Consider the following 25,501-nt stretch of genomic DNA (forward strand, 5'->3'; position numbering starts at 1 on the left):
TGTTTGGGTTACCTTCTGTATTCTTAGTATAAACTTTAGTCTTTGTTATCAATATCCCCATCCAACTGTTTATAGAGCGATCGCTCCTACTCAATAATGAGAAATGAAACAGTGTTTTTAAAACCCATTCCTCAGAATAAGAACTAACGTTCTTATATTTTATCATTAATAGAGCCAGGATTAAAGTAATATCTAGCTATATCAGGCAATACCTGGAGACATCATGTCCGCTCTGCGTTACCTCATTCCGTTTATTTCTTCTTCCAGGATGACTCAAATAGATATGTTTTCTGATTTAGATAACATAAACTTAAGCTTATTCATAAATATTGTTAAGGACTTAAAAACTATAATGATTATCAATATGAACTACAAAATCCAATATATGAAATTACAACGACATGCTATAACTCTGACTCTTTTTATAGATTATATAAAATAGATATACCAGACTTAAATATAAATGATGTTATAAAAGCAATAGATATAAGTGACCCTTCTACAAAGCTTAGCATACCTGTAAGTGTAAGTTTTTTTGTTGTTAATAACGACAGGCTTATCTTGTTATCAGGAGCATCTATTTTTGAGCTTAAAAAAATTACTGAGAAATGAATTAAGCGATTCGAAATCCACTTTTTTATTGCCACGAAAAATAACCCCTTTCCTTTTAATCAGGCAAGAGGTTATTCTGAACCCACATCATGCAGCCATCGCCTTGCATGCCTCGGCACAACGGAAGCACGCTTCAGCACAGCGCTGGCAGTGCTCTGCCTTGTGCTTTTTGCACTCGTTACCACATGCCTCACATATCTGTGCGCACATTTCACACAACTGCTTGGCATAGGAATTGCCCAGCGACAGCACGTTTGCCGTAAAGGAACACAGGTCCGCACATTCGCGGTCCAGGCGTATGCACTCTTTCATCATGCCCGTATCCTCTTCCTGTAGACAAGCGGTGTAACACCGGTTGCAGGCTGCCATACAGCGGATGCATTCCTCCATGCATTGTTCCATTTGCTCATGTGTCATATGGATATCTCCTTTCCGTATTGACCTGGTTGTTACCGTCATTCTATATTTACCCGGAATTAGTGCAAAGTTATGATCCTCCCCTAAAAAGACATAAAAAAGCCAATCTGCGGCAGATTGGCTTTGGTTATTGTTAAGACTAAACTGTCGAATCAAGCTTGCACGGCTTGCAGCCAGGCTTGACTGATTAACGCATGGCCTGCGGGTGTGGGGTGAACCCCGTCTTCCGCCCAGTATGCGGGAGAAACCTGACTACTGGCGGCATTAAACAACCCGTCCAGCGGAACATAAAACGTCTTGAATTCCCTGGACAGTTCCCTCACTGCTTGGATCTTGGGATCGAGATCCTCCCGCCATCCAGACCGGTCCTCTGGAACAGGCAGAACAAACGGCTCCATCAGAATCAGATTCGCATTCAGCTCCTCTTTGGTCTGAACAATCAAATCACGGTAGTCTCTGTAGAACGACTCGGCCGTGGTCGGATCATTCGAATCATATCTGCGCCAGGTATCATTGATGCCAATATAAATGGAGACCCATGTAGGCCGAAGCTTCAGGCAGTCCTCCCTCCACCGGCCCTGTAGATCCACCACACGGTTCCCGCTGATTCCCCGGTTTAAGAATTGAACCTGCTTCCGCGGGTATCTGCGCCCAAATTCAGCTGCGGTCATTAAAGCGTAACCTGTGCCGAGCGAGCGCTCATCATAATAATCACGTCCAGCGTCCGTAATACTGTCGCCTTGAAATAGAACGATATCGTTATCCCCGATGAATGTCATTTGCCCCTATCCCCTTATCCGATTAGACTCCCATGAAAAGACACAGCTTCACAGCTGATGCATATTAATCAACGCCGTCTTGGTAATGCTTATGATAGCTTTTATCATATTTGTGTTCAAGGTCCTCTGCAGTCTTCTCCAGCGTTCTAAGCAGCTGTTCCCGGAAGTCGCGGATCGTGGAATAGAAAACCTGCTCCACCTCGTGCTGCGGCTTGATCCCTCCCTCTATCGCCTGAATATTAACGATCCTGCGGTGCTTCTCTTCGTAAGCATCCAGACTGTCCATGAGATGCTTGGTCTGCATATACAGATCACGGTGATGGTCGCTGGTTAGCCTTTCTTCAAGCAAGCTGAGTCTTTGTTGTGTAGACAGCATATCGTTATCATCCTTTCATTTAAAATACGGGCTCTGGATAGGATATCATGATTATAAACATATAATACCCGCTGCGGCACGCACTGCTCCCGCTTTTAAGTTCATCACCCAAACTTGAAAGCCTGACAAGGTTTCAGCTGTCCATTTCTCACCAACTACGATAAATCCATCATATCACGTCAAGTCGACCGGGGAAAAATAAACCGGCGAAGGCTCACCGCTCTAGACCTTCTAAGCTTCGTCTTAACGTAATGGTAATCGGTCAGCTCCACCCGCGCATCCTTAAGCGCATAGCTGAAATCCCCGTCCAGCATCAATCTGTACTCCCACACCCGCTTCTCCCAGGAAGGGATCAGCTTTAGCATTTGCGGATCGTGAACCGCCGGATGAATGTACGTCTCACTGACCCCATAGGGAAGCTCATACAGCTTTTGGATTAAGCTCGATTTGAAAGTATCATAGGTCTCGCCCTCCTGCAGGGTATACGGATGGGATAACAGGTAATCGGGGATTGGAACCCCCATCAAATCTGCTACCCGTACGATCTTGGCCAGCGTTGCTTCCACTCCAGGTATACCGGAGAGCAGCGTGTCTTTGTCGTATATGTTCCGGCACAGCCGAAAAGGAATTCTGCGGCGGGAGCACTGCCACAACACCATGGGCAGATAACTCCGGCCCGTCTCCAGCCCATACAGACTGCCCATATGGTTATCCGCATGGGAGATTTCAATCCCAGCCCGGCGGACAGCCGTGAACTGGGCCAGCATCTCCGCTTTGACATCCTTCGGCGCAGCCTGAATTTCAAATTCGCGAACGGTCAGGGGCAGATATCCTTCCCCGTCCCGCAGGGAAGCCCTTCCCGTCAAGCTGCCCCAACGATAACCCGCAAATTCACTGGTAAAAGTAAGATGAAGGCCGATCCTGCCTCTGCCGTGTCGCCGGCTCCAATCCGCCGCCTCCTCAAAGGCTGGGGCGGGCGGCATGATGGTCGCCGAGGAGACCATCCCCTCTTCGAGCAGCTGGATTATCGCTTCATTCGCTGCCTTGCTTTGACCGAAATCATCACAATTGATAATTAAATATTTGCTCACAAGCGTTAGTCCCCTTTCCGTTCAGCATTTGAAAGCTTAAAACCAAGCGAGATCAGAAAAGCAATGACCAGCAGAAGAAACGGAACACCGCTGACCAGGATCTTGAAAGCTGCTTCCGGGTGAGAGCCCGGTTGATCCCCGCTCACATACCCAAATAGAGCCCCCACGATCCAGAAGGCCAGCGCGGAGAGCAGACCGCTGGAACGGGTAATGAAGCCGGCCACCGCCGTATAGATGCCTTCTCTTCTCTCTCCCGTCTCCTCTGCGTCCCGGTCAATAATCTGGCCGCTGATCACGGCTGGTGTCACCAGAAAGCCGGAGAGTCCAAAGCCTGCCGCAATTCCGGCGCCAATCCCGCTGCCAAGGTCAAAAGCGAACCAGAGCGGAATAACCGACAGCGCGTAACAAGCCAGCGACAGCCGCCAGCCGGCGGTGCCTCCCAGCTTGCGGATAAGCCAGTACCACACGGCGACAAGTGGGATGACGGATACGAAGATAGAAGCCAGCAGCAGCGATACCTGGTCTTCAGGAATGTGCAGCACATATTTGGCGTAAAAAGGGATAATCGAGCTAAGCAGGCCGTTCACCGTCTGGGCGAACGAATTAGCGATGTTGAATATCCAAAAGGGCTTATTGCGGAGCGTCAGACGAAACGCCTCTTTGAATTTCAACGGCTCCTGGGCCACATCGTCTGTCCGCTCTCGGATCGTAATGATGCATAAGACCATTAAGCAAGCAAATACTAGAGCAAACACTATGCTCATCCCTGGAAAACCATAAAGAGAGATCAGCACGGACGTCAAGCCTGAGGCAATCAGCAGAGCGGCAATCTGAAACACCTGCTGGACCGCAGATGCCTTGGCCCTAATACGGTCTCCTTGAAATAATTCCGGAAACAACGCCCCATAATTGACCCATAAGACTGTGGAGACGGTTTCATAAAATATTAACGCGGACAGAAACCAGATGAACAGCCCCATTCCGGTTGTCCCTTGAGGAACTGCGAAAATCATCACAAAGCTGATCACAAACAGCGGTGTGGCCGCGATCAGCCACGGCCTCCGTCTTCCAAGGCGGCTTCGCGTCCGGTCAGACAAATAGCCGAATATGGGCTGGTCTACCGCGTCCCATATCAGGAAGATCGTCCTCGCCAAAGTGGCAAGACCTACTGCAAGGCCGAGCTTCTCTACATAATAATAACTGTAATATGCGCTGAATGCCTGGACCGGGATCATCATAGCCAGCATACCGAGCGCATAGGTGAACGGTGAATTTAGAAGCTTTGATTTCATAGAACCCAGCCCCTTCAGCCAGTTTTCCTACAATATATGTACCTTGCCCCTTCTCTATGAGAATTGAGGCTTAAAGAAAGAATGGCTCTGATGCACAGGAAAGCCTGTACATCAGAGCCACGATGGTTAACCGTTATCTTATTTTCTTGTGAACACTTGAAAGGTCACACCGAAACGGTCGGTAACTACCCCGTAGGATGGGCTGAAATAGGTGGATTGGAGCGGCTGATTCACAACCCCTCCTTCCTTCTGGAGCAGTTCATAAAGCCGCTGCGATTCTTTAACATCCCGCGTAGTTATGCAGAGCATAATCTGGTTACCTTTTACCGGAGCCATGCGAGTCTCCACATCACCAACATAAAGCGCGGAGTCACCAATCTTCAGAACGGAATGGGCAATCCGCCCCTTTTCTTCGGAAGACAGACTGTTTACGAACTCCTCTGGACCTTCCCCGAACGTTTGAATGAACACGACCTCGGCCCCCAACACCTTCTGATAGAATTGAACGGCCTCCTTGGCTGTACCGTTAAGCATAAGATACGGGGTTAATTGGAAATTCATCATATCCCTCTCCTTTAAGTGAAATTTTGAATATTGGTTAGACAATCTGTTGTCATAATTCATTTTAGCTTGTAATAGCGACAATTCTTGTCATAGTTATTCCAATATCATGGAGAGACTTTAATCCGAATTAAATTACAGGGATAACAGCTTCTGCTGCAGCTTCTCAGCCAGATCTTCCGCAGACTGGTAAACCAGCGGCCGAATATGGTTGGCATGCGCCGGCAATGGCTCGTACTCTGATTGTCTGGCTGTCCAAATAACCGGCACCTTGCTTCCTGCCGCAATCCCTGCGGCATAATATACGTCAGGTGAAGGCTTGGTCACATCGGCAACGACAAGCTGCCGCTCATGAATCAGTTCAACAGGGGAAATGTCCAAGCTCGCGTCTACTTCCTCACGCCAAATATGCGGTTGGTAGCCACACTGCTCCAGCCGGGACAGCACTTTCTCCTGCCAATCCACCGTAAGGCCGCCTTCAGGCATGATAACGGAGCAGCTTTTCAGCTTCCTGCCGCCTGCCCTGGCTTCGGCTTCCTTCCAACCTTTGGCGGTTAACTTGAAGGTTCCCCCTTCCCTGGAAATGGAACCTTCACTGACAAGCCGGTCGATAATAAACACCAGCTCCTGCAGATTAGGCGAGTAGGTCAGATTAAAGCTGTGGGATAGGGGCCGGATCACGACCGGATCATCAGGGGCTCCAGAATTCTTGTATAAATACAACAGCAGCCGACCAGCCTTGTCCTCAATCGTGACTGGAATTTCCGGCGAATTCATAATGTCATTTAAGCCCTCCGCTGTTATCCTCACTTTTTTACCGGCACCGGTCATCTCCCTGATGTAGGCGGACACCACATGAAGAATCTGTCTCTTGTCCTGATAGGGTAATGCCTGGATGGAATTATAGCTGCCCCGCTCCAACAGGTAATCTCCAGTCGGAGAGCAGTGACAACTGACAAACCGGTCATACTCCCCCTCCGTTACAATCGAAACAATCCCGTCACAGAACAGACATTGCTTTCTAGCCATCTTCGTTCATCACCTCTTGAAGTATTCTCTTGATTGTCGTGCAGGTATCTATATAACCTTAACAAGTTTTAATTCGATTGTTGATAAGCAGAATTTTCCTGTTCATTTTCTCCCCTTGAAAGCAGCCGTTCTTCCCATGAAAAATAGCAGTACAAAAAGACCCTGCTGGGCAAGGTCTAGGTCTTTACAAAGATTCAATTCAGAATTTCAATTCAATTTGCATCATTCAATCACATCAATTAACGGTTCAAATCCGTAAGTCCGGGACTGTGCTCATTCGGCATCTCAGGCAGTGTAGGCAGCGGGTAGCCTTCCGGCGGAATGGTTACCTCAAGATTTCCGTTGTTCCGGCTTGGTGATTCGCCCTGGAAAATCTCCCCGATCCGTGTAGGGTCAAGCCTGAAATTGAACTGGGCATTATGGAACCCGCGCTCTACATACTTCCGGCACTCCGGATACTTGTTGATATCATAATTAGGTACCGGGAACAGCTTACCCCAATTTACACCAAGGGCTTCGAGCGCCTTGGCATAGGCGTTTTGGTGGGCATTGTCCCGGACGATCAAGAAGGCCAAGGTTTCCCGGAATGTTTTGTTGCTGCTCATTTCGTAGATCCGGGTCTTTTGAAGTACCCCTGTAGATTCCAGTACCAGATTATCGAGCAGATCACTAATCAGGTTCCCGTGTGCGTATACATAATTCCCCATCCACGGATTTCCAGCGGCATCCACAGGCAGCGAGCTCTGCGCACCCATAATGAAATGATGCGGATTAGCATGCTTGACAGCCTCATCCAGCGGAGCTCCATCAAGTCCAGCATTCCCGGCTGCGTCGTCCCCGGCTCCGTTCAAGAGCTGATTAATCGTATGCTGTACCAGTTCCACGTGAGCCAGCTCCTCAAGCGAGATGCCTCTGATCAAATCCCGGAACTGCGTTTCTGTCCCCCGGAAGTTGTTGCTCTGAAAAAAGAACTGCATCAGCGTGCGCATCTCCCCGAATCTACCGCCCAAAACTTCCTGAAGCACCTTGGCTGCAGCAGGGTCCGGCTTATCAGGGACAATTTCATTAATTAAATCTTCTTTGTAGAAATACAAAAGAACGACCTCCTTCAATAACTTATCAGCTTGAATAGAATCGTTCCCTATTCTCCCTCTTTAACAGATGAATTTATTCATATATCCAAAATAAAAAAGCCTGATTACTCAGACTTTCTTCATAACCGGAACCGGTACCCCGCTCCCCATACGGTCTCGATATATTCCGATTTGGACGGACTGGTCTCAATTTTCTCCCTCAGCTTCCGGATATGAACGGTCACCGTTTGAGCATCGCCAAGGGCCTCCATACCCCATACCCGGTCAAACAGGTGGTTCTTGCTGAATACGCGGTTCGGATTGACTGCAAGGAAATGCAGCAGATCGAACTCTTTGGTTGTCAGACTAATCTCATGACCTTGAAGATACACCCGCCTGGAGTCCGGTTCAATCATTAAATCGCGTATACGTATTTCCGGGGAACCTGTCTTGTTCCCTGTGAGCCGGTCGTACCTCGCCAGATGAGCCTTCACCCGGGCCACCAGCTCCCCCGGCTTAAAGGGCTTCGTAATATAATCGTCAGCGCCAAGTCCAAGTCCCCGGATTACATCAATATCTTCCTTCTTGGCGGTAACCATAAGAATAGGTACGTTCATCTCATTGCGGATTCTTCTGCAGACCTCAAAGCCATTCAACACCGGAAGCATGAGATCCAGAATGATCAGGTCATACTGTCCGCTTAGAGCCAGGTTCAGACCCCGCTCACCGTCTGCGGCAAGATCCACACTAAATCCGCCGCTTACCTCCAGATAATCTCTCTGCAGCTCGGCAATTAGTTGTTCATCTTCAACAATCAGAATATTCTTCAAGCCTGCTCACCCGTTTCACTAGGAATAAGGGGAAGTGTAATCGTGATGCCTGTACCCTCCCCTTTGATGCTTTCCGCCTTGATCGATCCTCCATGACCTTCTATGATTTGTTTGGAGATGGCAAGACCAAGTCCACTCCCCCCTGTGTGACTGTTCCGGGAAGGATCAGCTCTGTAGAACCTTTCAAATATGAACGGTAAAGCCTCAGCGTCAACCCCCTGACCATTATCATGTAATTTCATGACAAACTCCCCGCCTGCTACATTCGCGTTCAGAGTGATTCTTTTCTCATCTTTAGTCATATATTTCAAGGAGTTGCTGATAATATTCGAGAATACACGCCGGAGCTTGTCACGGTCAATTGAAATCTCCGTACCGGGATCAATTCGAATATACGCGTCATAGTTAACTCCATGTTTATTCAATTCAAATTCCAGCTCTTCGGACCAATCCGTTAAAAATGAACGTAGATTGATCTTCTCATAATGAAACGGCAGATGGTTCAAATCCAGCTTGGAATACAGAAACAGCTCATCGATCATCTGATCCATCTCTCCGGCCTTCAATGAGATAATATCCAGATACTTCTGCACCTTGTCAGGCGTGTCTGCGATACCGTCTCCAATTCCGTCTATATATCCACGGATCGCCGTAAGCGGCGTTCTCAAATCATGAGAAATATTAGATATCAGTTCTTTGCGGTTCTCCTCATACTGCAGCTGAGTCTGAATGGACTCTCTTAGTTTTACTCGCATTTGCTCAAAGGCCTGGCTAAGTTCGCCGATTTCATCTTTGTTCGCAATCTTCAAGTTGAAATCAAGGTCTCCATCCTTAATCCGTTTGGTTGCATCCTTAAGCTCGCGCAGCGGCCTGATAATGCTGCGGGATACAAAGTAAGTAAGCAGCGTATGTGTGAGTATCAGGACAAGGATAAGTGAAATAAACAGCGTTGGGAAGAACTTTTGGGCAAAATTAACAATGGGGTTCACCTTGGTGATTACAAATACACTTCCCTGCTGTCCGTCCGGAAATGAAAAATCATACTGGGACAGCTCAGCAGCCTTGGCGCCTAGCTGTATCGGTTCACGTTTAACGGAATAACCGGTCCACTTATATCCCGGCAGCTGACGCAAGAAGTCTCTATATTGAAAAGTGGACGGAATATAAGTTAACTCATCCTTGGTTCGAACAAGTATATCCGCACTGTTCGATTTAAGCTCCATCTGTACTTCATTCAAATATGCCGAATCCTTAAATAATAACGGACTATTCTGCGCAGTTCTCCGGACCTCCTTCAGCATGCGGTCAATATTATGGACTTCATAACTGCTATCTGGTGTGCCATATTGATCTTTAATGTTCTGTAAGTCTCCTCTGAAGACTAAGGTCAGCAGAATGGCTGTAAAGATCATCATAAACAGCGGAATGACCAGCATCGCCGCATAGGACAGGATTAATTTTAACCGGATGGACATACGCATCTTCCTTCTCTTCAGAGATCTTTGCGATCAAACTTGTAATAACCCAGGCTAAGGAACAGCACACAGCTGGCTGTCAGAAATAATGCCCCCGTCAACAGCCTGCTCCCGCTGACATAAGGACTCAACCACAATAGGTGCCATCCGGTATAAGAAGCTGGAGAAAAAGCGGCAATCGAGCTGTTCAAAAAGGGCGCCAGCTTGATCGCGGCATACAAACTGATCATGACAAGGATATACCCGCTGACACTTTTGAAAAACTGGGCTACGAACACAAACAGGGTCAGTATGGCCAGCATGGCCCCATAGCCTGCCAGATATGCCTTCGCTGTTAATAGAACTTCGCTGAATCCGGCTGAGGTTCCTGCCGCAGCCATGCATAAGTACGAGACTAAGCCTGAAATCACAAGGAGCGCACCAATAACTGTAGCCAGAGCAGCAACCTTGCCAAGAAATACCTGCAGACGGGTCACCGGACGAATCAAGATCAGCTTAAGCGTGCGCCCGGACACTTCCTGGGGGAATAGATCTGCAGTTAAGGTTAACATAACTAGCGGCAGCCAAACACTTGTAAAGAGGCCCAGCATTTCAACCGGGAACGACGAGCTTACCGCAAATAAACCAAGCAGCGGCTGAAGACTTCGCATCAGGAGTGCGGCCAACACCGGCAGAATGGCGGAGAACACCGCGATGATAACCACCTTTTTCCGGTACATCATCAAGACCAACTCATTGACATAGGCTGATTTCCAATTAGACATCCTGCACCTCCACGTTCCTGGAACTCCCCTGAAGGACTCCCAGATAAAAGGACTCTAACGTCTGCCCCGATCCAAGAAGCTCCTTCACTTCCCCCTCCATCACGATTCTCCCCTTCTGTACAATCCCCACCCGGTTGCAGAGCTGCTCAAGCTCATGGATCATATGACTCGATACCAGGAAGGTGCTGTGCATTTCCCTGTTCATACTTTGAATTAACTCTCGAAACATCACGATTCCCTCAACGTCCAGTCCGTTAGTCGGCTCATCCAGAACGACAAACCGGGGCGAAGGCAGTACGGCCGCTGCCAGGGCAAGCTTCATTTTCATACCCGTCGAAAAGTTCTTGATCTTGACATTCCTGACATTCAGCAGGCCTACTCTCTCCAGAATTCCGTCGATCTGCATGCCCGTTACATGGGGATAGAACCTCGCGACAGTAGATAGGTACTGCCTCGCAGTCAAATAATCATGAAAATCTGCGGAGTCAATCATACACCCTAGCTGATGCATCCCTTTCTGCAGGCCATCTGCACCTGGAACCCCGAATAAGCTGATCTCCCCCCGGTCCGCCTTAATCAATCCTGTAATCAGCTTCAGAAACGTGGTTTTCCCGGCCCCATTTGGACCCAACAGCCCATAGATATCACCTTCATATAACTCAAGGTCAATCCCGTGAATCCCCTTATCCTTCCCATACTGCCTGCTAAGCTCAGTTGTCTTTAGAATACTCCCCATAACATAACATCCTCCTAAGATTGCGATTTAAGACAGACAGGCCTTGCGGGCAAGCACCTGTCTGTCTCTTCGTTCTTGGAAATTAACGCTGCTCCGTCAAGGCAGACTCACCATGTCTTACCTGCTTCAGCTTTTGTACCTTTTTGCCGCTCAGATCTACTTTATTGGGGGTGGTGCTATTGAGTTCTGAGAGATCCGCCTGTAGGTGAATCTTCAATTTATGTCCGGCTCCGGTATTATCCGCCCCAGATATCACCAGATCGGCTTCCTGATGCTTGATATGATTCGAAGAATCAATGGTAGCTTTCACTACCACCTGTTCAATTTGAATCTGAGTGGTTAGCTCAGGAAGGGAGTTTTTAACGTTAAGCTCAGCTAGAGGCAATCCTGTACCCGGCTTGGAATTTCCCGCATCTTCCCTGTGTTTGCTTGCCTCTTTGATGGCCAGCGGGGCGATCGTGTTAACAATGGATGGAATTTGTGCATGATCCAGTTGAAGTGAAATTTGCTTCGAGCCGTCTGAGTTCGGCTCAAGATTCACATAATCCTTCATATTCCCGACAAGCGTATCGATCACCGACTCGACCTGTTTTGCGGTTTCAGGATCTGCCGTGTGCGGTCTTGGTGCGTGTTTATGTTTGCCTCCCTCCGCCACATAGTAAGTATCCCCCTCAGCCGGTTTAAGGATAGTCTGACCATCCTGCCGGTAGACACCGAGATTTCTCTGAGTTCCACCTGAACTGAATTCTACATTCCCGCTCGAATTCCCGTTAGTAAAATTAATCTGGAATTGTCCTTTTAAGCTGGCAAGATCGCTGCCGTTGTCCTGAATGTATGCGGCGCTCTGGACCGTTGCGGACTGGATGCTGTGCGTGCTCTTCAGTGCGGATTTGTAAGCCTCATAACCCGAAGCTCCTGCCATGGCGCTCATTCCGGTAGCAGCCATCACTGCAACACTTAGTCCTACCGCGCCTCCGATAGTTAACCATTTCTTGTTCATATTGTCCTCCTTAGAGATTGTATTGAACTACATGACTAAGGATAGAAAAAAATAGTAAACATGCCGTGAACCAATTATTAAAATTTTCTTAAAACCTATTAATTAAAAAAGAAAAGGAGCGCATTCTCCGATGCACTCCTTCTTTCTATATGAATTCTACCGAGAGGCATCACGTAGCGTGAGTTTTCCAGGTCAATCCCGGTCATCTCTGCCCCTCATAAAATCCTTCAAATACCTGTCTTCATCATCAATGAAATCATGCGCCTGATGAGCCGCCATTACCCCATGATAGCTGATGTCCAGTCCAATCTCCTCCTCTTCCTCCGTAGAGCGGACGGGAACCCAGCGGTTGATCAGCTTGAGTCCAGCCCAGGTCAGCAGGAAGCCCCAAGCACATAGGACAAGAAGACCTACCAATTGAATTCCAAGCAGATGCCATCCATGTCCATAGAATAATCCTTCATCCCGGGCAAATAATCCTGTGGCAATAGTCCCCCACATCCCTGACACTGCATGTACGGGAAAGGCACCGACCGGATCGTCGATCCTCCTTGCCTCCAGCCAATTTGTGGCGGCCATCATGAGCAGTCCTGATACCGCACCAATCACAATAGCTGCCCCATCGCTGACAAATGCACAGCCCGCTGTAATTCCGACCAGGCCAGCCAGCGATCCATTAATCACGGATGACGCATCCGAGCGGTTATAGCGGATTAAGGTATACACCATAGTGGTGGCTCCCCCTGCCGCAGCGGAAAGCATCGTGACAATGGCAATATGGCCAATCCTAACATCGGTTGCCGTAAGTGTGCTTCCCGCATTGAAGCCGAACCAGCCGAACCACAGCAGAAACGCGCCGACCGAGGCAAGCGGAAGATTGCTGGGCAGAGCTATTGTACTAGAGCCCTTGGCCGTGAACTTTCCTTTGCGCGGGCCAATGACGATTGCAGCAGCCAGCGCGGAGAAGCCGCCAAGCGCATGAATGACGGCCGAACCTGCAAAGTCGCGCATCCCCAGCGCGCCAAGCCAGCCGCTCCCCCATACCCAGTGGCCTGCAATCGGATAGATCAGCGCGGTCATTAGCACAATATAGAGTAGGTATACCCTGAAGTTAATCCGTTCAGCCACAGCGCCTGAGACTATAGAAATTACGGCAATAGCGAAAGCTGCTTGAAACAGCCAATACGTGTCTATCGATATAGAGAATTTCAAATGGGACAAGTCGCCTCCCAGCAGAAATCCGCTGGAACCGATGAGGCCCATCACATCCTTGCCATACATAAGCGCAAAACCAAGAACATAATAGCATAACGTTCCTAACGTTATATCAGCAAATACCTTCATAATAATGTTCACATTGTTCTTATACCTGACAAAGCCGGCCTCAACCAAAGCGAAGCCGCCTTCCATGAGCAGAATCATGGCCGCTGTAAGCACGACCCATACGGTGTCAAGTCCCGTATGTAAGGTCTCAATATTCATTAGTTATTTCCTCGCTTTCCACCCAAGAAGCCAGTTCATCAATCAGACGATGGGACAGGACAATTTCCCGGGATGCCGGATTCTGTTGAATTCTTTCAAGAACCCGCTTCAAGTCCTGGATCTCTCTCTTTACTTTTTCAATCTTCTTGAAAGGTTCCTTGACATAAACCATATATTCGACCGCCTGATGGTGGCTGGGAGGACGACCGGTAAATAATCTGCGCAGAGGCGATAATGACTGATATGCCGCCTCCTCTTTTCTGCGCTTTTGCTCATACCTCGCGATTTTATCCTTAAAATACTCAATCTCATCTTGTTTTTTAGCGGTCAATGATTGTATGATAAGAATTAATTTCTCAGCGGAAATATGAAAAGCTGTCCGGTGGTATAAATCATCTAAGACATCCATGTCAGTTCTCCTCACACACAAAGTTACTTTATCTGATTGTATTTTCATTTCGCTTTAGTGTCAACAATTATTACATGTGATATTCTGTGTTAATAAGTAAGAGGCTGCCATGATCCCGTGCAATGAGCACGGAGTCAGGCAGCCTCTTTTATCTTGAATCGCTTTTTAAATTATAAGTTGAACAATTATAGCTTTAGATCATTTACTTTGCGTCTTTGCGGGTCTCCCCTTCAATAGGAACAATTGAATTGTTTTTATATTCCGGATTCTGAGTGTAATTGAATTGTCCCAACTTTGTGTCTTTCCCGGCTGAATCTACTTTTCCATAGTGGAGGGTATCCCCCATCCAGTTGTCAGAAAAATAGACATAACCGTCTTTGTAGTCAGGCTTGGCGCCTCTTGTTTTCGACTTTCCTTCATTCTCATCCAATTGGCCGATCACTTCGGCAATTCCATCGTCGTTGATCTTGATGTAATCGGTCAGGAGCTTATAGGTTTGGGAATATTGCAATGCTTGGCCTTCCGGGAATCGGTAAGTAGTGGTAAAGCCTTCCCCTTGAGGAGTCCAATCATCAGGTCCTTTCAATGCAAAAAGTTTAAGCGCCTCCTTACGTGCATCCACCAGATCACCCTTCATCAGTATATTGAACGCGGCCTGTCCCGCTGGGGTCCGGACAATCGCCCGTTTGTCTTTGGCATTATAGTAGGCAGTCCCACCCAATGCTTCGCTGACAAAGCGCAGAGGCACATAAGTACGGCCCTTTTTATTCACAACACTGAGGTCGAGCGCGACTTGTTTGCCATTGACCGTTGCGGTTTTTGAACCAGCTTTCAGCTGGATTAGCTTGCTGCCGTCTTTGCTCTTGGCCGTTACCGTACGGGTCTTGCCATCATAATTGTAAGTCAGCCAATTCGGATCGTTCAAGGATCTGAGAGGAATGAGTGCTCTTCCTTTTTCGACGAGGGCGTCACTTTGGACTATTCCGTTAATAAATACCTGTTCCTTGATACTTGCAGATGACTTGGCATCAGCCACGTTTCCAAGACCGACTGTACCTGTGAGTAGAACTGCTGCAATGGCGGATGGAATCCACTTTTTCATTGTACATCTTCCTTTCACGCTATTATGGCTTAGTTCTCTTATTATTTTGGGGGTATATAATTAGACGGATATTTCGCCTATTTGTTTCTAAATTTGGTTGTTTATTTGAAATTTAACAAAGTCAGATCACATGGAGCTAGCTAGAATTTTGCATAATATTAAAGGGGAAGTGCCTTGTAACCTATTACGGGGATCCTTTCATCCTTGACTTATATGCTGATTTTCACATTCAAACGGTGGACACCAGAGTGGGGGCAGTTGTGAAGGCTGAACTTGGCCAGGAGCGACGAAAAGAAACAGAATATCTCTTTATGAATTACATTTGATTCTATTAAGTAAAGAGCAGGGGGACCGCGCGGCGCTATCGTCGATGCGGTTCTTTTATTTAGAAAGGCCATTCTTTGAGCCAGTGACTGAGGATGCAATTAAACGGTTTAGAGGTAGACCTTAACGAGTAGTAAAGCGAATTATAAGTCATTCCGAGCGGGAAACGTTAGCTCAATAAAATAGCGACAGTCAATTTTCTTGTTCTTGGCTGTCGCTGTTTCTTTTTCAAATTTAGTCTAAAACATACCCAGCTTTCAATCCTCAACTTTAGAAAACTGATATTTAAAGAATTCCTTATATGTCATTGGTTTTCGGCCAATCAGACGTTCAAGATCCCCGGATGTCTCCGAAAATTCTCCAGTGTTGATTCCTCGAACCCAGCCTAATAAAAAATCAGTCATGAAAACAGGCAAGCCATTCGCTACCATAGAGTCTATATATTCTTTTTCGCTAACTGCCTCATAAGGGATATTCATCTCACTAATCTCCGAGAGGGCTTCAGCGATGTCTGCAAAAGAGCTTCCCTCGCTGCCACTTAGAGTGTATGACTTATTTTCGTGCCCGTGTTGGGTGAGAACGGCTACGTTAGCTGCCGCCAAATCATCCAGAGATGCAGCGGCAACTTTGCCGGAACCCTCTGGTACTCGCACGCCGGCTTTAAGCGCATCTCCGAAATACATATGCATGACTTCAAGATACGGTGGATTCCGCAGAATGGTATAAGCTAATCCGGATGCTTTAAGCGTTTGTTCAGCAAATAAGTCTGACATCGACACTTCGGGCACAATAAGATTTGAATTTTCTCTTCGTATGATCGACGTGAAGATCACTTGTTTAACACCAGCCTGCTTTGCAGCTGCGATGACATTGAAATGTTGCGTATTACGGTCGGTAAATGCTTGCGCGGAGATAAGCATGACTTTGTCAACACCATTAAAAGCTCGCAGAAGGGAGTTATAATCAAAATAGTCGCCCTGATGGGCCTCCACACCTTCTTTAACAAACCTATCGATTTTTTCGGATTGTGGATCACGTACCAATACAGCGACCTGATTTGCCGGAACCTTTTTAAGAAGAAGGTTTAGCGTCCTGCTGCCAAGATTACCTGTTGCTCCAGTAATAAGTATTTTACCCATATTAGTAACTCCTTTGAACTTTTATTGATAAACCAGTTGCAGTATAGAATAACGTTATCGTACAGTGTATTGATCCAGCAGATTTAAATTCAATCCGGCGAGAGGTCCTCCTATTTGCTGCAGCAGACCGCCCTGGCTCAAAGAACCAAGATCAATACAGGCAAGGCCAATCTTCTCCCAAATTTCTTTCAAGACTTTTTTACCTGGATGTCGTCACCGGACATGAACAGGACAGTCTTCGGCTTCTCCTCCGTGTAATCCTTAATCCATTCCATCGGAACACTGTTAAAAGCTTTAATTACATGAGCATCCGGAGCATATTGGGCTACGATTTTACTTGAATTCTTTCCTGACCATTCACCAAATAGATGTTCCGTATTTTCAAAACGGTTGGTAGCATCAATAAGAACGCGGCCTGTCCAGTCAGGAACCATTGACAAAGCAGCAGGCATTTGCGCCCACGTCACGCATAATATTACAAAGTCCTGCTCAGCTGCTTCTGACGGTGTTCCGGATTTTGCGCCAGCACCGAGCGAGCTTATCAGATCTGAGAGCGTTTCGGGACCACGACTATTACTGAGAATAACTTCATGACCGTGAAGCAATAGATGTTTCGCCAGCGTTTGAGCAACTGTTCCAGCACCCATAAAGCCAAATTTCATAACGCACCTCCAAAAACTTATCGACCTACATACGACTCCTTTTATTAATTCTTTGATTTTCTTCATGGCCACAAGTCTTATTATGTTCCATCTATAACTTTTAAAATAGTACGTACTTTTAGGTTATATAGTAACTAAAAAGTGATAATTGTGATGAAGTGCAGAATAAATGGGTCAATGAAATTACTCTATTCTACATTTAATCTCCGATATTCATCCTTGCTCAAGTTCTTCTCTGCATAATTTTGGCCCCAATCACAAAGAGCTCGCAAAGTGGGTTCAAGTGACATACCCATTTCTGATATTGAATATTCCACTTTTGGTGGTACCTGATTGTACATTTTTCTTATAATCAAATTAGCACTCTCCAACTCCCGCAACGACTGGACTAACATTTTCTGAGATATTGTGGGTATGAGCCTTTTCAAATCACCGGTTCGTTTAGGACCTTTTATTAAATAATACAGAATAAGAGGCCTCCACTTCCCGCCAATGACATCTAAAGTGATTTCCAGATCACAATAAAAAGTTTTCAATTAAAAAACACTACCCTTCATTAAATTTCCATTATTATAATACATGATAACCCTATTACTTGTTGATCTAACGGGAAACGATAGTTGAACATAAAGGGTTTCACATATTAGTCATGACTAATATGTGAAACCCTGTAATATATCTATCTTTCTTAAATTTAGGTCTTGATAAACTTGGAAAATATAGTTGTAGACTGATAATGCTAAATTAAGCTAACGGGCAGTTTAGCGCAGCAAAATCATCATTAATAGCGTATTAGTTGGCATTGGATAATATGGAATTTACAGGAATTTCCGACAAAACGGCGGACCTGTTCCAAGAAGGAGAGATGTTAGTGAAGTGGACCGCAATCATGCTTATATTACTTATCGTGTTAACAGGCTGCTCTAAAGAAAAGGATTACTACGGCGGGATTACAAAGGATAAAATGACCGATATAACAAATGATCCAAAGCTTGAATATCTCCATGAGTTCAAAGGTCATACGGACAACTGGGGAGCAGTGATGTACTTCTACAAATCCAAAGATTCAGAGAAAGTGAGTACCAGAGGGTACTTTATCTACAATGGTAAAGATGAGCTTCCAACAGGGGCAGTGACAATTCAGTACCAAATAGATGAAGAGACAGGATCATTTGGAACAATTACCGCTAAAAGGAATCCTCCAATCTATGCAATTCTTTTTGATTCTTCTACTTCGCCTACATCTAATTCAAAGGTAAAAGTTGTTGTGCAGACAAAAGACAAATCAGAAACAATCGAACTGAAGATGGACTGAACTAACGGGAAACGTTAGTTCAATAACAGCGGCAGTCTAAGACATTATTTGTCAAGTCTTGCTCTGCCGCTGCTTCTTTTAATTGTCCAAAAGCAACTTATTTTCAACCCAAATGACAAGTACGAATTAGTTCTCAAATAGGGTTTATAATACAGATTTTGAGTGTATTTCTAAAGCTATGTAACAATAAGACGAGTGTATCTTATGATACACTCGCCTTAGTATGAGGCCGGTTGCGGCCTCAGCTTTACTTTTCCTCCCGTTTGGAGCCATTCCGCTTAATGGTTACCTTCGTAATCATATCCTCAGCCATCTCCTGTCCATACTGGTCCAGCCGGGAAGGTGTGGCGGATGGCCCCACATTCTTAGGCTTATTATTTCTGCCCGTCATCACGATCACCTCCATGCTTTAACATGAGCTTGTTATGGAGATTTCATGCAATATCTGGGTACCTAGATCAGAGTTGGGGATTGACGCGAAACCTTTAGGTGTCATATAATGCAAAAGCGAAACCTTTTGGTTTCATATGCTTGCTGATTAAGTTGGACTAGGTGATTAATTAGGAAAGCAGCCGCGTGAAATGTTTTCACAACTCGCCTTTTGGTAATTCTCAAGTTCAACTTATATGGTTCGATGAAAAGCCTGTTTTTTTGCATATAATAGTGAAAAGTAGGGCCTCGAGCTATCCGCAGCATGCAGCCTAACAAATCTTAATGACACTTTAACTAACTGGAGGACTTCATCATGGATCAAACTACACCTAACTCTCTGCCCGACATTCGTCATACGTTTACTTTTAATGCCCCTATCCAAAAGGTTTGGGACGCAGTCGCGACTTCCGAAGGCATGGAAGCCTGGTTCATGCCTAACGATTTCCAGCCTATCGAAGGTGCGGAATTCTACCTGGATGCGGGTCCATGGGGGAAGAATCTGTGCAAAGTGACCGAGCTTGATCCCCCGAACCGCCTATCTTTCAAATGGGCCAAGAGCTGGGTTATCACCTTTGAATTGAGGGATCTTGGAGGCTCCACGGAGTTCACCCTCACCCATGCAGGCTGGGATGCGGCTGATAAAGGCCCTCACACGAACATGAGCCGCGGCTGGGGAGAAATCGGACAACGCCTCGGCAAATATGTCGAGGCCTGATCTGAACAGCAGTTCAGCCAGGCATGATGTGTTCCAGGCGATTGCTGATCCTACCCGGAGAAAGCTCCTGAAACTGCTGGTGGAAGAGGAGATGCCGGTTAACGTCATCAGTGGGCATTTTCCGATCAGCAGGACAGCGGTCTCCAAGCATCTGCGTATTCTTGCCGATGCCGGTCTCGTAAAGGAAAGAAAAGTCGGCCGCGAAACCCGCTATCGGCTTGATCCCGGGCCGCTATCCGAGGTAAAAAGCTGGCTGAATTACTATGAACGTTTTTGGGAGAACAAGCTTTCGATGCTTAAGCATCTTGTAGAGTCGGATCATCCCGAGAATAATTAAATACTTTCGTCTGTTCGTCATACAAGAGGGTGTCCCTCTGTCATTCATGATGACTTTTGGACACCCTCTTGTACATAAATAACCGGGATTAATCGGATTGCTGCCGTACCTTAATCTGTTCGTACCTCACCTTCGACGGGCACCGCCCTTGGATATTTGTTTCCCGGATCGTTAGAGTCTTCAATAAAGCCCAGCTTCGTTTCCTCACTATTAAATTTACCCTTACCATAATCAAGACCACCACCCATTAAATCATAGTAAAAATAAACAAAACTTCCTTCGCGTTTGGGCTTAATTCCCCTCGTTTTGGGCTTCGTTCCACCTATGTCATTTTCCTCGTACACTACTTCCAAAAGACCATCACGATTTACCTTTAGGTAATCGGTAAGTGATCTGTGCTTTCTTGAGAATTGCAGAGCTTGACCTTCAGGAAACACAATATAGGTATAATATCCATATCCCTGCGGATACCATAATCCTGGATCATAAGCCCGCTGAAGATTAATGGCAACATTTCTTGCCGCTGTAAGATCGCCTTTCATCAGCGTCTCATACTCGGCTTGTCCTGCTGGAGTCCGGACAATTGCCCTATTGTCCTTAGCGTTGTAATAGGCGATCCCGCCCAGCGCTTCACTTACAAAGCGAAGAGGCACGTAGGTTCTGCCCTTGTGATTTACAATACTTTGGTTCAGCTTAACTGATTTACCGTTCACCAAAGCAGTTTTCGAGCCGGCTTTCAGCTTGATCACTTTTCCTCCGTCTTTGCTCCTCACAGTCACTTCATGAGTCTTGGCATCATAGTTGTAAGTAAGCTCATCCGAATCGTTAAGCGATCTAAGCGGGACAAGCGCCCTTCCATTCTGTATACGCGCATCTTCTTGAAATGCACCGTTGATGTATACCTGCTCCCGCGAACTTAGAGCCGCCTTGGCTTGGATAGTGCTTCCCGTACTAACTACGCCTGCCAACAGAGCTGCAGTGATGATGGTTGGCATCCATTTTTTCATTCCAAATCATTCCCCCAATCTTACAAACTTCCTTAACCGACTATATTTCTAGGCGGATCATATTATCAGACGCAGAGGAACTTCCAATTGTTTCTTAATTTTACATTAATTCAAGTATGTCAATTTCATAACGTGAATTTTCCCTAGCGATGTAGAGTGCATGTTAAAGAAACGGCTAACCGTTTATTAATTTAATATAGTATGCAAGTAACTAAAGGTTAGTGTATAATGTCCATACGCTTCTTTTTGAGAAGTGAGCAATCCATACTGTCTTCTTAGGAGGTGCTGCAATGGAACAAGAAAACCTGCGTTATACCTTTGCCTACACTGTGATCTCCACCGGCAAGGAAGAGCAGATCAGCGTCTTGGCGGACAGCAAGGAACAAGCGGCCAAGCTTGCGCTGGAAACCGCCTACGATTATGAGTTCACAACAGAAGACGACATTCAAATGGGCGATCTTCTGAGCATTAGCAAGGCGGTCGGAGATAATTACATCGAGTGTGCAGGCTGCGCATCCTAAGCAGATCTGCATGCTTATTCAGGTTAATCGTGTTACCCGCACGAGTTCACACACAAAGAACCTCCAACTCCGCATTAGCGGGTTGGAGGTTCTTTAATGAACATGGATTTCTTGAGAAGCTTGGCGATAGTGCTTTACGTACCTGCCAGTTCTAAATTTAAGCCGTATTTTGATTTCAGCCCAGACCTTTTGTCCGGCTTCTCATCCTGCTGCAATTTCGTTATTTCGTTACCAGCTTCAGCGGAGCCGGGATCGACTTCTGAACCTGCTTGCCTTGAAGAACGTCCTTCGCTGCCTTCACCGCAAGCTGTCCAATCAGCTCCGGCTGCTGGGCAATTGTAGCTGTAAGCTTGCCAGCCTTGATGGAATCAAGCGCATCCTTGTTGCCGTCAAAGCCGATGACCGGAATGTTCTTGCCCGAGCTTTGGATCGCTTCAATCGCGCCAAGCGCCATCTCATCATTGTGAGCGAACACCGCCTGCACATCCGGGTTCCCCTGCAGCAGGTTCTCCATGACGTTCAGGCCTTTTGTACGGTCAAAATCAGCGGCCTGCTTCGCAATAACTTTCAGCTGCTTGTCGGCAATTTCATGGAATCCTTTGCCCCGCTCACGGGTTGCGGATGCGCCTGGAACACCTTCAAGTTCAATCACCTTGGCATCCTTGCCAAGCTGATCCACAATATACTGGGCGGCCATCTGCCCGCCTTTGATATTGTCCGAGGCTACGAGGGCTTTCACATCACCCTTATCAGCTGAGCGGTCCAGCGTGATCACCGGAATTCCAAGGTTGTTGGCCGATTGGACCACAGTCGAGATCGACGCCGAGTCCGTAGGGTTAATCAGCAGTGCATTAACACCTTGCTGGATCAGATCATCCACGTCATTACTCTGCTTGGCGGAGTCGTTCTGCGCATCCACCACAATCACTTTAAGCCCCAGTTTTGCCGCTTCAGCCACTACCCCATCCTTCAGGGATACGAAGAACGGATTGTTCAATGTTGAAATCGACAGGCCAATCTTAGCTTCCTTCAAGTCACTGACTGCCTTGGGCTTGGCCCAGCCCGGGGGCTCCAGCGAGCAGCCTGTCATCAACACAAGCATCAGAGATATCAGCACTAACGTTACTTTTTTCATAATAGTCGTCTCCTTCTAAGCGGATTTCTTACGGTCGATGAGCACAGCGATGACAATGACAATCCCTTTAACGACCATTTGGTAAAAGGAAGATACGCCCAGCAGGTTCAGTCCGTTATTCAAGGTCCCGATGATCAGCGCACCGATCAGCGTTCCCACAATTCTTCCGCGTCCACCGGACAAGCTGGTTCCACCCAGAACTACAGCCGCAATGGCGTCAAGCTCATAAGAGGTTCCCGCAGTTGGCTGCGCAGAGTTCAGACGGGAGGTAAGAATTGCGCCAGCCAGAGCTGATAGCAGCCCTGCCAGGGAATAGATCATGATTTTTACTTTATCCACTTTGATACCGGATACAATAGAAGCTTTCTCATTACCGCCGATCGCATACGTCTTGCGGCCAAATGGAGTCTTGTGCAGAATTGCCCACAGTGCGGCAAAGGTAAGAATCATCGTGATTGCCGGAACTGGAATACCGAACTGGTAGCCACGGCCGAACAATTGGAATACCAGGCTGTTGCCAAGACCTGTAATCGGATTACCATCCGTATACACCAAGGTCAGACCTCTGAATACCGTCATCGTAGCCAGCGTGGCAATAAACGGAGCCATTTTACCTTTAGTGATCATTAGACCGTTCACTGCACCCATTACCCCACCAGCCAGACAGCCGATAATTATCGCAATGATTGGGTCAAAACCGGACACCATCATATTGGCGACAAACGCACTCGAGAGCGCCAGAATTGAGCCGACCGACAAATCGATGCCTCCGGTCAGAATAACAAACGTCATGCCGAATGCAATCAAGGCATTAATCGAGACCTGGCGGAGCAGATTGAGTATATTCAAAGGCTCCAGAAAGCTAGGATTCAGCACTGATACAATCACGATGAGGATGATTAGTCCAAGCAGCGGGCCCAGCTTTTGCGTCATTTGAGACAGAGAGAATTTCTTGGTGGTGTTTGTGTTGACATCGTTAAGAGTTGTCATTTTATTTGCCTCCCGTTGCTAGTGTCATGATTTTTTCCTGTGTGGCTTCTTCACAGGACAATTCTCCGCTTAATTTACCTTCGTGGATGACCATAATCCGGTCACTCATACCAAGGACCTCGGGAAGCTCCGAGGATACCATGATGATGGCAACCCCTCTGTCCGTCAGTTCGTTCATCAGTTGGTAAATTTCACGCTTAGCCCCAACATCAACCCCACGTGTCGGCTCATCGAGAATAAGCAGTCGCGGCCCAATTCCCAGCCACTTGGCAATAACGACCTTCTGTTGATTACCACCGGACAGGCTGCGGGCTGGAGTCTCGCCAGACTGGGTCTTGATCTGCAGACGTTTGATCAGCATATCAACGAACTCCTGCTCCTTGGTGGTGGAAATGAAGCCTTTGGAGGCAAAACTCGTCAAGCTTGGCAGGGCCATGTTCTCGCGAATTGAGAAATCCAGCACAAGACCCTCATCCTTCCGGTCTTCTGTAATGAAGCCAATGCCCAGCTTCACGGCATCTTCGGGCTTACGTATGTTGACTTTGTGTCCGCGCATCCAAATCTCTCCGCTGTCCAGCGAATCCAGGCCGAAGATGGCCCGCATAATCTCGGTTCTGCCGGCTCCCATCAGTCCTGAGAAGCCCACGATTTCTCCGGCTCTTACCTGAAAGCTGACATTCTCGAACCGTCCCTTGCTTCCCGCCTGTTTAACCTCCAGAATAACTTCACCCGGCTTCGGTTCTCTTGCGGGATAACGTTCGGTCAGTTCCCTGCCGACCATTTTCTTGACCACTTCATCAAAATCGGTATGGGGGATCTCCTTCGTATCCACGGTCTTGCCGTCCCGCATCACCGTAATCCGGTCACAGATGGCGAAGATTTCTTCCATCCGGTGAGAGATGTAGACCACGGAGACACCTTGGCTTTTTAATGAAGCGATAATTTCAAACAACTTCTGAATCTCCCGTTCAGTCAGAGCCGCTGTCGGCTCGTCCATGACGATAACCTTGGCGTTTGTCATCAGCGCCTTGCTGATCTCAATCATCTGCTGCTGACCGACGGACAGCTCACCGGCCTCCTGATGCAGAGGGATCGTCACCGACAGTTTACGGAACTGCTCCAATGCGAGCGTTTTCATTTGTTTGGTATTCAAAAATCCGGCTTTGTTCCTGATTTCCTTGCCTATGAACAAATTTTCAAGCACTGTCATATCCGGCCAAACATTGAGCTCCTGGTGAATAAAAGCGATTCCATATTCCTCCGCCTCTTTAGGCGAGGAGAAATACTTCTCCTGCCCGTCGATGACAATCGTGCCCTCATCCCGCTGATGAAGACCAATAAGGATATTCATCAGCGTGGACTTCCCGGCTCCGTTCTCCCCCATCAGGGCATGCACTTCACCCTCCCGGAGCTCGAAATCAACGCCGGTCAATACCCGGTTGGTACCGAAGGATTTATGAATATGGTTCATTTGAATATGCATGATGACTTCCTCCTTAACCGAAATGAACACCCGCTTGCAGAATACAGTTGGCGTATGGCGTCGCTTCTCCTGTACGGATCACGACTTTTGCCTGCCGCGTCCGATTTTTGAACTCGTCATGCGTGTGAGCTTCAATCTCACAGTCCTTAAATTTGTTCTCTATATATTCGGCTTGCTTACGATTATCCTTGTATATCTCTTCAGCTATGATGACCTTCTCAATGACCATATCCTCGGCAATGAGATCAACCACCTGCTGGAATTCAGGAAGACCGAAGGTAAGAGCCAGATCAATCTTGGGAACCCCTTCCGGAACCGGAAGACCGACATCCGCAATTACAATTTGGTCCGTATGTCCGAGATCCGCCAGGATTTTGGCAATGTGACTGTTCAGTATCCCTTGCTTCTTCATA

General features: G+C 47.0%; 31 protein-coding genes. 4 read left to right on the plus strand and 27 right to left on the minus strand.

The annotated features are described in order from the left end of the window. Nucleotides 1–422: 422 nt before the first annotated feature. From BN6628_RS26435 to BN6628_RS14630, 21 genes are all read right to left on the minus strand, one after another. Nucleotides 423–647: a hypothetical protein gene (locus tag BN6628_RS26435; protein ID WP_187386137.1), complete on the minus strand. Its 225-nt coding sequence runs from the start codon at nt 645–647 to the stop codon at nt 423–425. A gap of 52 nt (nt 648–699) precedes the next feature. Beyond that, on the minus strand, nt 700–1,029 hold the full coding sequence (locus BN6628_RS14540; protein ID WP_068618600.1) for a four-helix bundle copper-binding protein: 330 nt from the start codon (nt 1,027–1,029) through the stop codon (nt 700–702). A gap of 152 nt (nt 1,030–1,181) precedes the next feature. Then, nucleotides 1,182–1,808 carry an SGNH/GDSL hydrolase family protein gene (locus BN6628_RS14545; protein WP_068618602.1) on the minus strand — a complete coding sequence of 209 codons (627 nt, stop codon included), beginning with the start codon at nt 1,806–1,808 and terminating at the stop codon, nt 1,182–1,184. A 64-nt stretch (nt 1,809–1,872) separates the two neighbouring features. Further along, nucleotides 1,873–2,184, minus strand: coding sequence for a hypothetical protein (locus BN6628_RS14550; RefSeq protein ID WP_068618604.1), 312 nt, complete (start codon nt 2,182–2,184; stop codon nt 1,873–1,875). A 179-nt stretch (nt 2,185–2,363) separates the two neighbouring features. Further along, nucleotides 2,364–3,275 carry a polysaccharide deacetylase family protein gene (locus tag BN6628_RS14555; protein WP_068618605.1) on the minus strand — a complete coding sequence of 304 codons (912 nt, stop codon included), beginning with the start codon at nt 3,273–3,275 and terminating at the stop codon, nt 2,364–2,366. 5 nt (nt 3,276–3,280) lie between these two features. Then, on the minus strand, nt 3,281–4,567 hold the full coding sequence (locus tag BN6628_RS14560) for an MFS transporter (protein ID WP_068618607.1): 1,287 nt from the start codon (nt 4,565–4,567) through the stop codon (nt 3,281–3,283). Between the two features lie 138 nt (nt 4,568–4,705). Beyond that, complete coding sequence (locus BN6628_RS14565; protein ID WP_316245806.1) at nt 4,706–5,131, minus strand: VOC family protein; 426 nt, start codon at nt 5,129–5,131, stop codon at nt 4,706–4,708. 132 nt (nt 5,132–5,263) lie between these two features. Continuing rightward, the gene (locus BN6628_RS14570) at nt 5,264–6,157 is read right to left on the minus strand and encodes a hypothetical protein (protein ID WP_068618611.1); all 894 of its coding nucleotides are present in this window, start codon (nt 6,155–6,157) and stop codon (nt 5,264–5,266) included. Nucleotides 6,158–6,396: 239 nt separating this feature from the next. After that, entirely contained in the window at nt 6,397–7,251 is an 855-nt protein-coding gene (locus tag BN6628_RS14575) for a manganese catalase family protein (protein ID WP_068618613.1), read from the minus strand. 119 nt (nt 7,252–7,370) lie between these two features. After that, nucleotides 7,371–8,060 (minus strand): response regulator transcription factor, encoded by a 690-nt coding sequence (locus BN6628_RS14580; RefSeq protein WP_068618615.1) that lies wholly within the window; start codon nt 8,058–8,060, stop codon nt 7,371–7,373. Further along, a complete protein-coding gene (locus tag BN6628_RS14585) occupies nt 8,057–9,535 on the minus strand; it encodes a sensor histidine kinase (protein ID WP_068618617.1) in 1,479 nt (492 codons plus the stop codon). Before BN6628_RS14585 ends, BN6628_RS14580 begins: the two co-directional genes overlap by 4 nt. Nucleotides 9,536–9,552: 17 nt before the next feature. Continuing rightward, entirely contained in the window at nt 9,553–10,299 is a 747-nt protein-coding gene (locus tag BN6628_RS14590; protein WP_068618619.1) for an ABC transporter permease, read from the minus strand. Next, nucleotides 10,292–11,035, minus strand: coding sequence for an ABC transporter ATP-binding protein (locus BN6628_RS14595; protein ID WP_068618621.1), 744 nt, complete (start codon nt 11,033–11,035; stop codon nt 10,292–10,294). The genes BN6628_RS14590 and BN6628_RS14595 overlap by 8 nt, the downstream gene beginning before the upstream one ends. Before the next feature lie 82 nt (nt 11,036–11,117). Continuing rightward, nucleotides 11,118–12,035 (minus strand): hypothetical protein, encoded by a 918-nt coding sequence (locus BN6628_RS14600; RefSeq protein WP_068618623.1) that lies wholly within the window; start codon nt 12,033–12,035, stop codon nt 11,118–11,120. A 192-nt stretch (nt 12,036–12,227) separates the two neighbouring features. Next, the gene (locus BN6628_RS14605; protein ID WP_068618625.1) at nt 12,228–13,517 is read right to left on the minus strand and encodes an ammonium transporter; all 1,290 of its coding nucleotides are present in this window, start codon (nt 13,515–13,517) and stop codon (nt 12,228–12,230) included. Beyond that, nucleotides 13,507–13,926 carry a hypothetical protein gene (locus BN6628_RS14610; RefSeq protein WP_068618626.1) on the minus strand — a complete coding sequence of 140 codons (420 nt, stop codon included), beginning with the start codon at nt 13,924–13,926 and terminating at the stop codon, nt 13,507–13,509. Before BN6628_RS14610 ends, BN6628_RS14605 begins: the two co-directional genes overlap by 11 nt. 202 nt (nt 13,927–14,128) lie before the next feature. Next, nucleotides 14,129–15,028: a copper amine oxidase N-terminal domain-containing protein gene (locus BN6628_RS14615; RefSeq protein ID WP_068618628.1), complete on the minus strand. Its 900-nt coding sequence runs from the start codon at nt 15,026–15,028 to the stop codon at nt 14,129–14,131. A 581-nt stretch (nt 15,029–15,609) separates the two neighbouring features. Continuing rightward, complete coding sequence (locus BN6628_RS14620; protein WP_068618630.1) at nt 15,610–16,491, minus strand: SDR family oxidoreductase; 882 nt, start codon at nt 16,489–16,491, stop codon at nt 15,610–15,612. 54 nt (nt 16,492–16,545) lie between these two features. Next, a complete protein-coding gene (locus BN6628_RS26140; RefSeq protein WP_157692478.1) occupies nt 16,546–16,683 on the minus strand; it encodes a hypothetical protein in 138 nt (45 codons plus the stop codon). Continuing rightward, nucleotides 16,680–17,153, minus strand: coding sequence for an NADPH-dependent F420 reductase (locus BN6628_RS14625; RefSeq protein WP_157692479.1), 474 nt, complete (start codon nt 17,151–17,153; stop codon nt 16,680–16,682). The genes BN6628_RS26140 and BN6628_RS14625 overlap by 4 nt, the downstream gene beginning before the upstream one ends. Before the next feature lie 188 nt (nt 17,154–17,341). Next, a complete protein-coding gene (locus tag BN6628_RS14630; protein WP_068618632.1) occupies nt 17,342–17,689 on the minus strand; it encodes a winged helix-turn-helix transcriptional regulator in 348 nt (115 codons plus the stop codon). 335 nt (nt 17,690–18,024) lie between these two features. Here BN6628_RS14630 and BN6628_RS14635 point away from each other — a divergent pair, with 335 nt between their 5' ends. Further along, the gene (locus BN6628_RS14635) at nt 18,025–18,468 is read left to right on the plus strand and encodes a hypothetical protein (protein WP_148449283.1); all 444 of its coding nucleotides are present in this window, start codon (nt 18,025–18,027) and stop codon (nt 18,466–18,468) included. Between the two features lie 247 nt (nt 18,469–18,715). On the opposite strand, the gene BN6628_RS26440 is transcribed toward BN6628_RS14635, so the two are convergent. Next, nucleotides 18,716–18,859, minus strand: coding sequence for a hypothetical protein (locus BN6628_RS26440; RefSeq protein WP_187386138.1), 144 nt, complete (start codon nt 18,857–18,859; stop codon nt 18,716–18,718). Nucleotides 18,860–19,213: 354 nt separating this feature from the next. Here BN6628_RS26440 and BN6628_RS14640 point away from each other — a divergent pair, with 354 nt between their 5' ends. Continuing rightward, nucleotides 19,214–19,615, plus strand: coding sequence for an SRPBCC family protein (locus BN6628_RS14640; protein ID WP_068618635.1), 402 nt, complete (start codon nt 19,214–19,216; stop codon nt 19,613–19,615). Further along, nucleotides 19,602–19,952, plus strand: a complete 351-nt coding sequence (locus BN6628_RS14645; protein WP_392397639.1) for an ArsR/SmtB family transcription factor — start codon at nt 19,602–19,604, stop codon at nt 19,950–19,952. Before BN6628_RS14640 ends, BN6628_RS14645 begins: the two co-directional genes overlap by 14 nt. Nucleotides 19,953–20,062: 110 nt before the next feature. On the opposite strand, the gene BN6628_RS14650 is transcribed toward BN6628_RS14645, so the two are convergent. Then, nucleotides 20,063–20,959: a copper amine oxidase N-terminal domain-containing protein gene (locus BN6628_RS14650; RefSeq protein WP_068618637.1), complete on the minus strand. Its 897-nt coding sequence runs from the start codon at nt 20,957–20,959 to the stop codon at nt 20,063–20,065. 290 nt (nt 20,960–21,249) lie between these two features. Here BN6628_RS14650 and BN6628_RS14655 point away from each other — a divergent pair, with 290 nt between their 5' ends. After that, nucleotides 21,250–21,480: a hypothetical protein gene (locus tag BN6628_RS14655; RefSeq protein ID WP_068618639.1), complete on the plus strand. Its 231-nt coding sequence runs from the start codon at nt 21,250–21,252 to the stop codon at nt 21,478–21,480. A gap of 220 nt (nt 21,481–21,700) precedes the next feature. On the opposite strand, the gene rbsB is transcribed toward BN6628_RS14655, so the two are convergent. From rbsB to rbsD, 4 genes are read right to left on the minus strand one after another with little or no spacing between them, the layout of a single operon-like run. Then, the gene (rbsB, locus tag BN6628_RS14660; RefSeq protein ID WP_068618641.1) at nt 21,701–22,615 is read right to left on the minus strand and encodes a ribose ABC transporter substrate-binding protein RbsB; all 915 of its coding nucleotides are present in this window, start codon (nt 22,613–22,615) and stop codon (nt 21,701–21,703) included. 15 nt (nt 22,616–22,630) lie between these two features. Next, nucleotides 22,631–23,605 carry a ribose ABC transporter permease RbsC gene (rbsC, locus tag BN6628_RS14665; protein WP_068618643.1) on the minus strand — a complete coding sequence of 325 codons (975 nt, stop codon included), beginning with the start codon at nt 23,603–23,605 and terminating at the stop codon, nt 22,631–22,633. 1 nt (nt 23,606) lies between these two features. After that, nucleotides 23,607–25,088 carry a sugar ABC transporter ATP-binding protein gene (locus tag BN6628_RS14670; protein WP_068618645.1) on the minus strand — a complete coding sequence of 494 codons (1,482 nt, stop codon included), beginning with the start codon at nt 25,086–25,088 and terminating at the stop codon, nt 23,607–23,609. A 13-nt stretch (nt 25,089–25,101) separates the two neighbouring features. Next, entirely contained in the window at nt 25,102–25,500 is a 399-nt protein-coding gene (gene rbsD, locus BN6628_RS14675) for a D-ribose pyranase (protein WP_068618647.1), read from the minus strand. Nucleotide 25,501: the final 1 nt, after the last annotated feature.

Source organism: Paenibacillus tuaregi, assembly GCF_900086655.1.
GTDB classification, from domain to species: domain Bacteria; phylum Bacillota; class Bacilli; order Paenibacillales; family Paenibacillaceae; genus Fontibacillus; species Fontibacillus tuaregi.

Coding starts and splice junctions, on each gene's coding strand:
- BN6628_RS14545 (WP_068618602.1), bottom strand. CDS start 1,808: ATGACATTCATCGGGGATAACGATATCGTTCTATTTCAAGGCGACAGT.
- BN6628_RS14590 (WP_068618619.1), bottom strand. CDS start 10,299: ATGTCTAATTGGAAATCAGCCTATGTCAATGAGTTGGTCTTGATGATG.
- BN6628_RS26440 (WP_187386138.1), bottom strand. CDS start 18,859: ATGACGGGCAGAAATAATAAGCCTAAGAATGTGGGGCCATCCGCCACA.
- BN6628_RS14595 (WP_068618621.1), bottom strand. CDS start 11,035: ATGGGGAGTATTCTAAAGACAACTGAGCTTAGCAGGCAGTATGGGAAG.
- BN6628_RS14605 (WP_068618625.1), bottom strand. CDS start 13,517: ATGAATATTGAGACCTTACATACGGGACTTGACACCGTATGGGTCGTG.
- BN6628_RS14620 (WP_068618630.1), bottom strand. CDS start 16,491: ATGGGTAAAATACTTATTACTGGAGCAACAGGTAATCTTGGCAGCAGG.
- BN6628_RS14655 (WP_068618639.1), top strand. CDS start 21,250: ATGGAACAAGAAAACCTGCGTTATACCTTTGCCTACACTGTGATCTCC.
- BN6628_RS14540 (WP_068618600.1), bottom strand. CDS start 1,029: ATGACACATGAGCAAATGGAACAATGCATGGAGGAATGCATCCGCTGT.
- rbsD (WP_068618647.1), bottom strand. CDS start 25,500: ATGAAGAAGCAAGGGATACTGAACAGTCACATTGCCAAAATCCTGGCG.
- BN6628_RS14560 (WP_068618607.1), bottom strand. CDS start 4,567: ATGAAATCAAAGCTTCTAAATTCACCGTTCACCTATGCGCTCGGTATG.
- BN6628_RS14570 (WP_068618611.1), bottom strand. CDS start 6,157: ATGGCTAGAAAGCAATGTCTGTTCTGTGACGGGATTGTTTCGATTGTA.
- BN6628_RS14615 (WP_068618628.1), bottom strand. CDS start 15,028: ATGAAAAAGTGGATTCCATCCGCCATTGCAGCAGTTCTACTCACAGGT.
- BN6628_RS14585 (WP_068618617.1), bottom strand. CDS start 9,535: ATGTCCATCCGGTTAAAATTAATCCTGTCCTATGCGGCGATGCTGGTC.
- BN6628_RS14550 (WP_068618604.1), bottom strand. CDS start 2,184: ATGCTGTCTACACAACAAAGACTCAGCTTGCTTGAAGAAAGGCTAACC.
- BN6628_RS14625 (WP_157692479.1), bottom strand. CDS start 17,153: ATGAAATTTGGCTTTATGGGTGCTGGAACAGTTGCTCAAACGCTGGCG.
- rbsB (WP_068618641.1), bottom strand. CDS start 22,615: ATGAAAAAAGTAACGTTAGTGCTGATATCTCTGATGCTTGTGTTGATG.
- BN6628_RS14670 (WP_068618645.1), bottom strand. CDS start 25,088: ATGCATATTCAAATGAACCATATTCATAAATCCTTCGGTACCAACCGG.
- BN6628_RS14645 (WP_392397639.1), top strand. CDS start 19,602: ATGTCGAGGCCTGATCTGAACAGCAGTTCAGCCAGGCATGATGTGTTC.
- BN6628_RS14610 (WP_068618626.1), bottom strand. CDS start 13,926: ATGGATGTCTTAGATGATTTATACCACCGGACAGCTTTTCATATTTCC.
- BN6628_RS14600 (WP_068618623.1), bottom strand. CDS start 12,035: ATGAACAAGAAATGGTTAACTATCGGAGGCGCGGTAGGACTAAGTGTT.
- BN6628_RS14565 (WP_316245806.1), bottom strand. CDS start 5,131: ATGATGAATTTCCAATTAACCCCGTATCTTATGCTTAACGGTACAGCC.
- BN6628_RS14650 (WP_068618637.1), bottom strand. CDS start 20,959: ATGAAAAAATGGATGCCAACCATCATCACTGCAGCTCTGTTGGCAGGC.
- BN6628_RS14640 (WP_068618635.1), top strand. CDS start 19,214: ATGGATCAAACTACACCTAACTCTCTGCCCGACATTCGTCATACGTTT.
- rbsC (WP_068618643.1), bottom strand. CDS start 23,605: ATGACAACTCTTAACGATGTCAACACAAACACCACCAAGAAATTCTCT.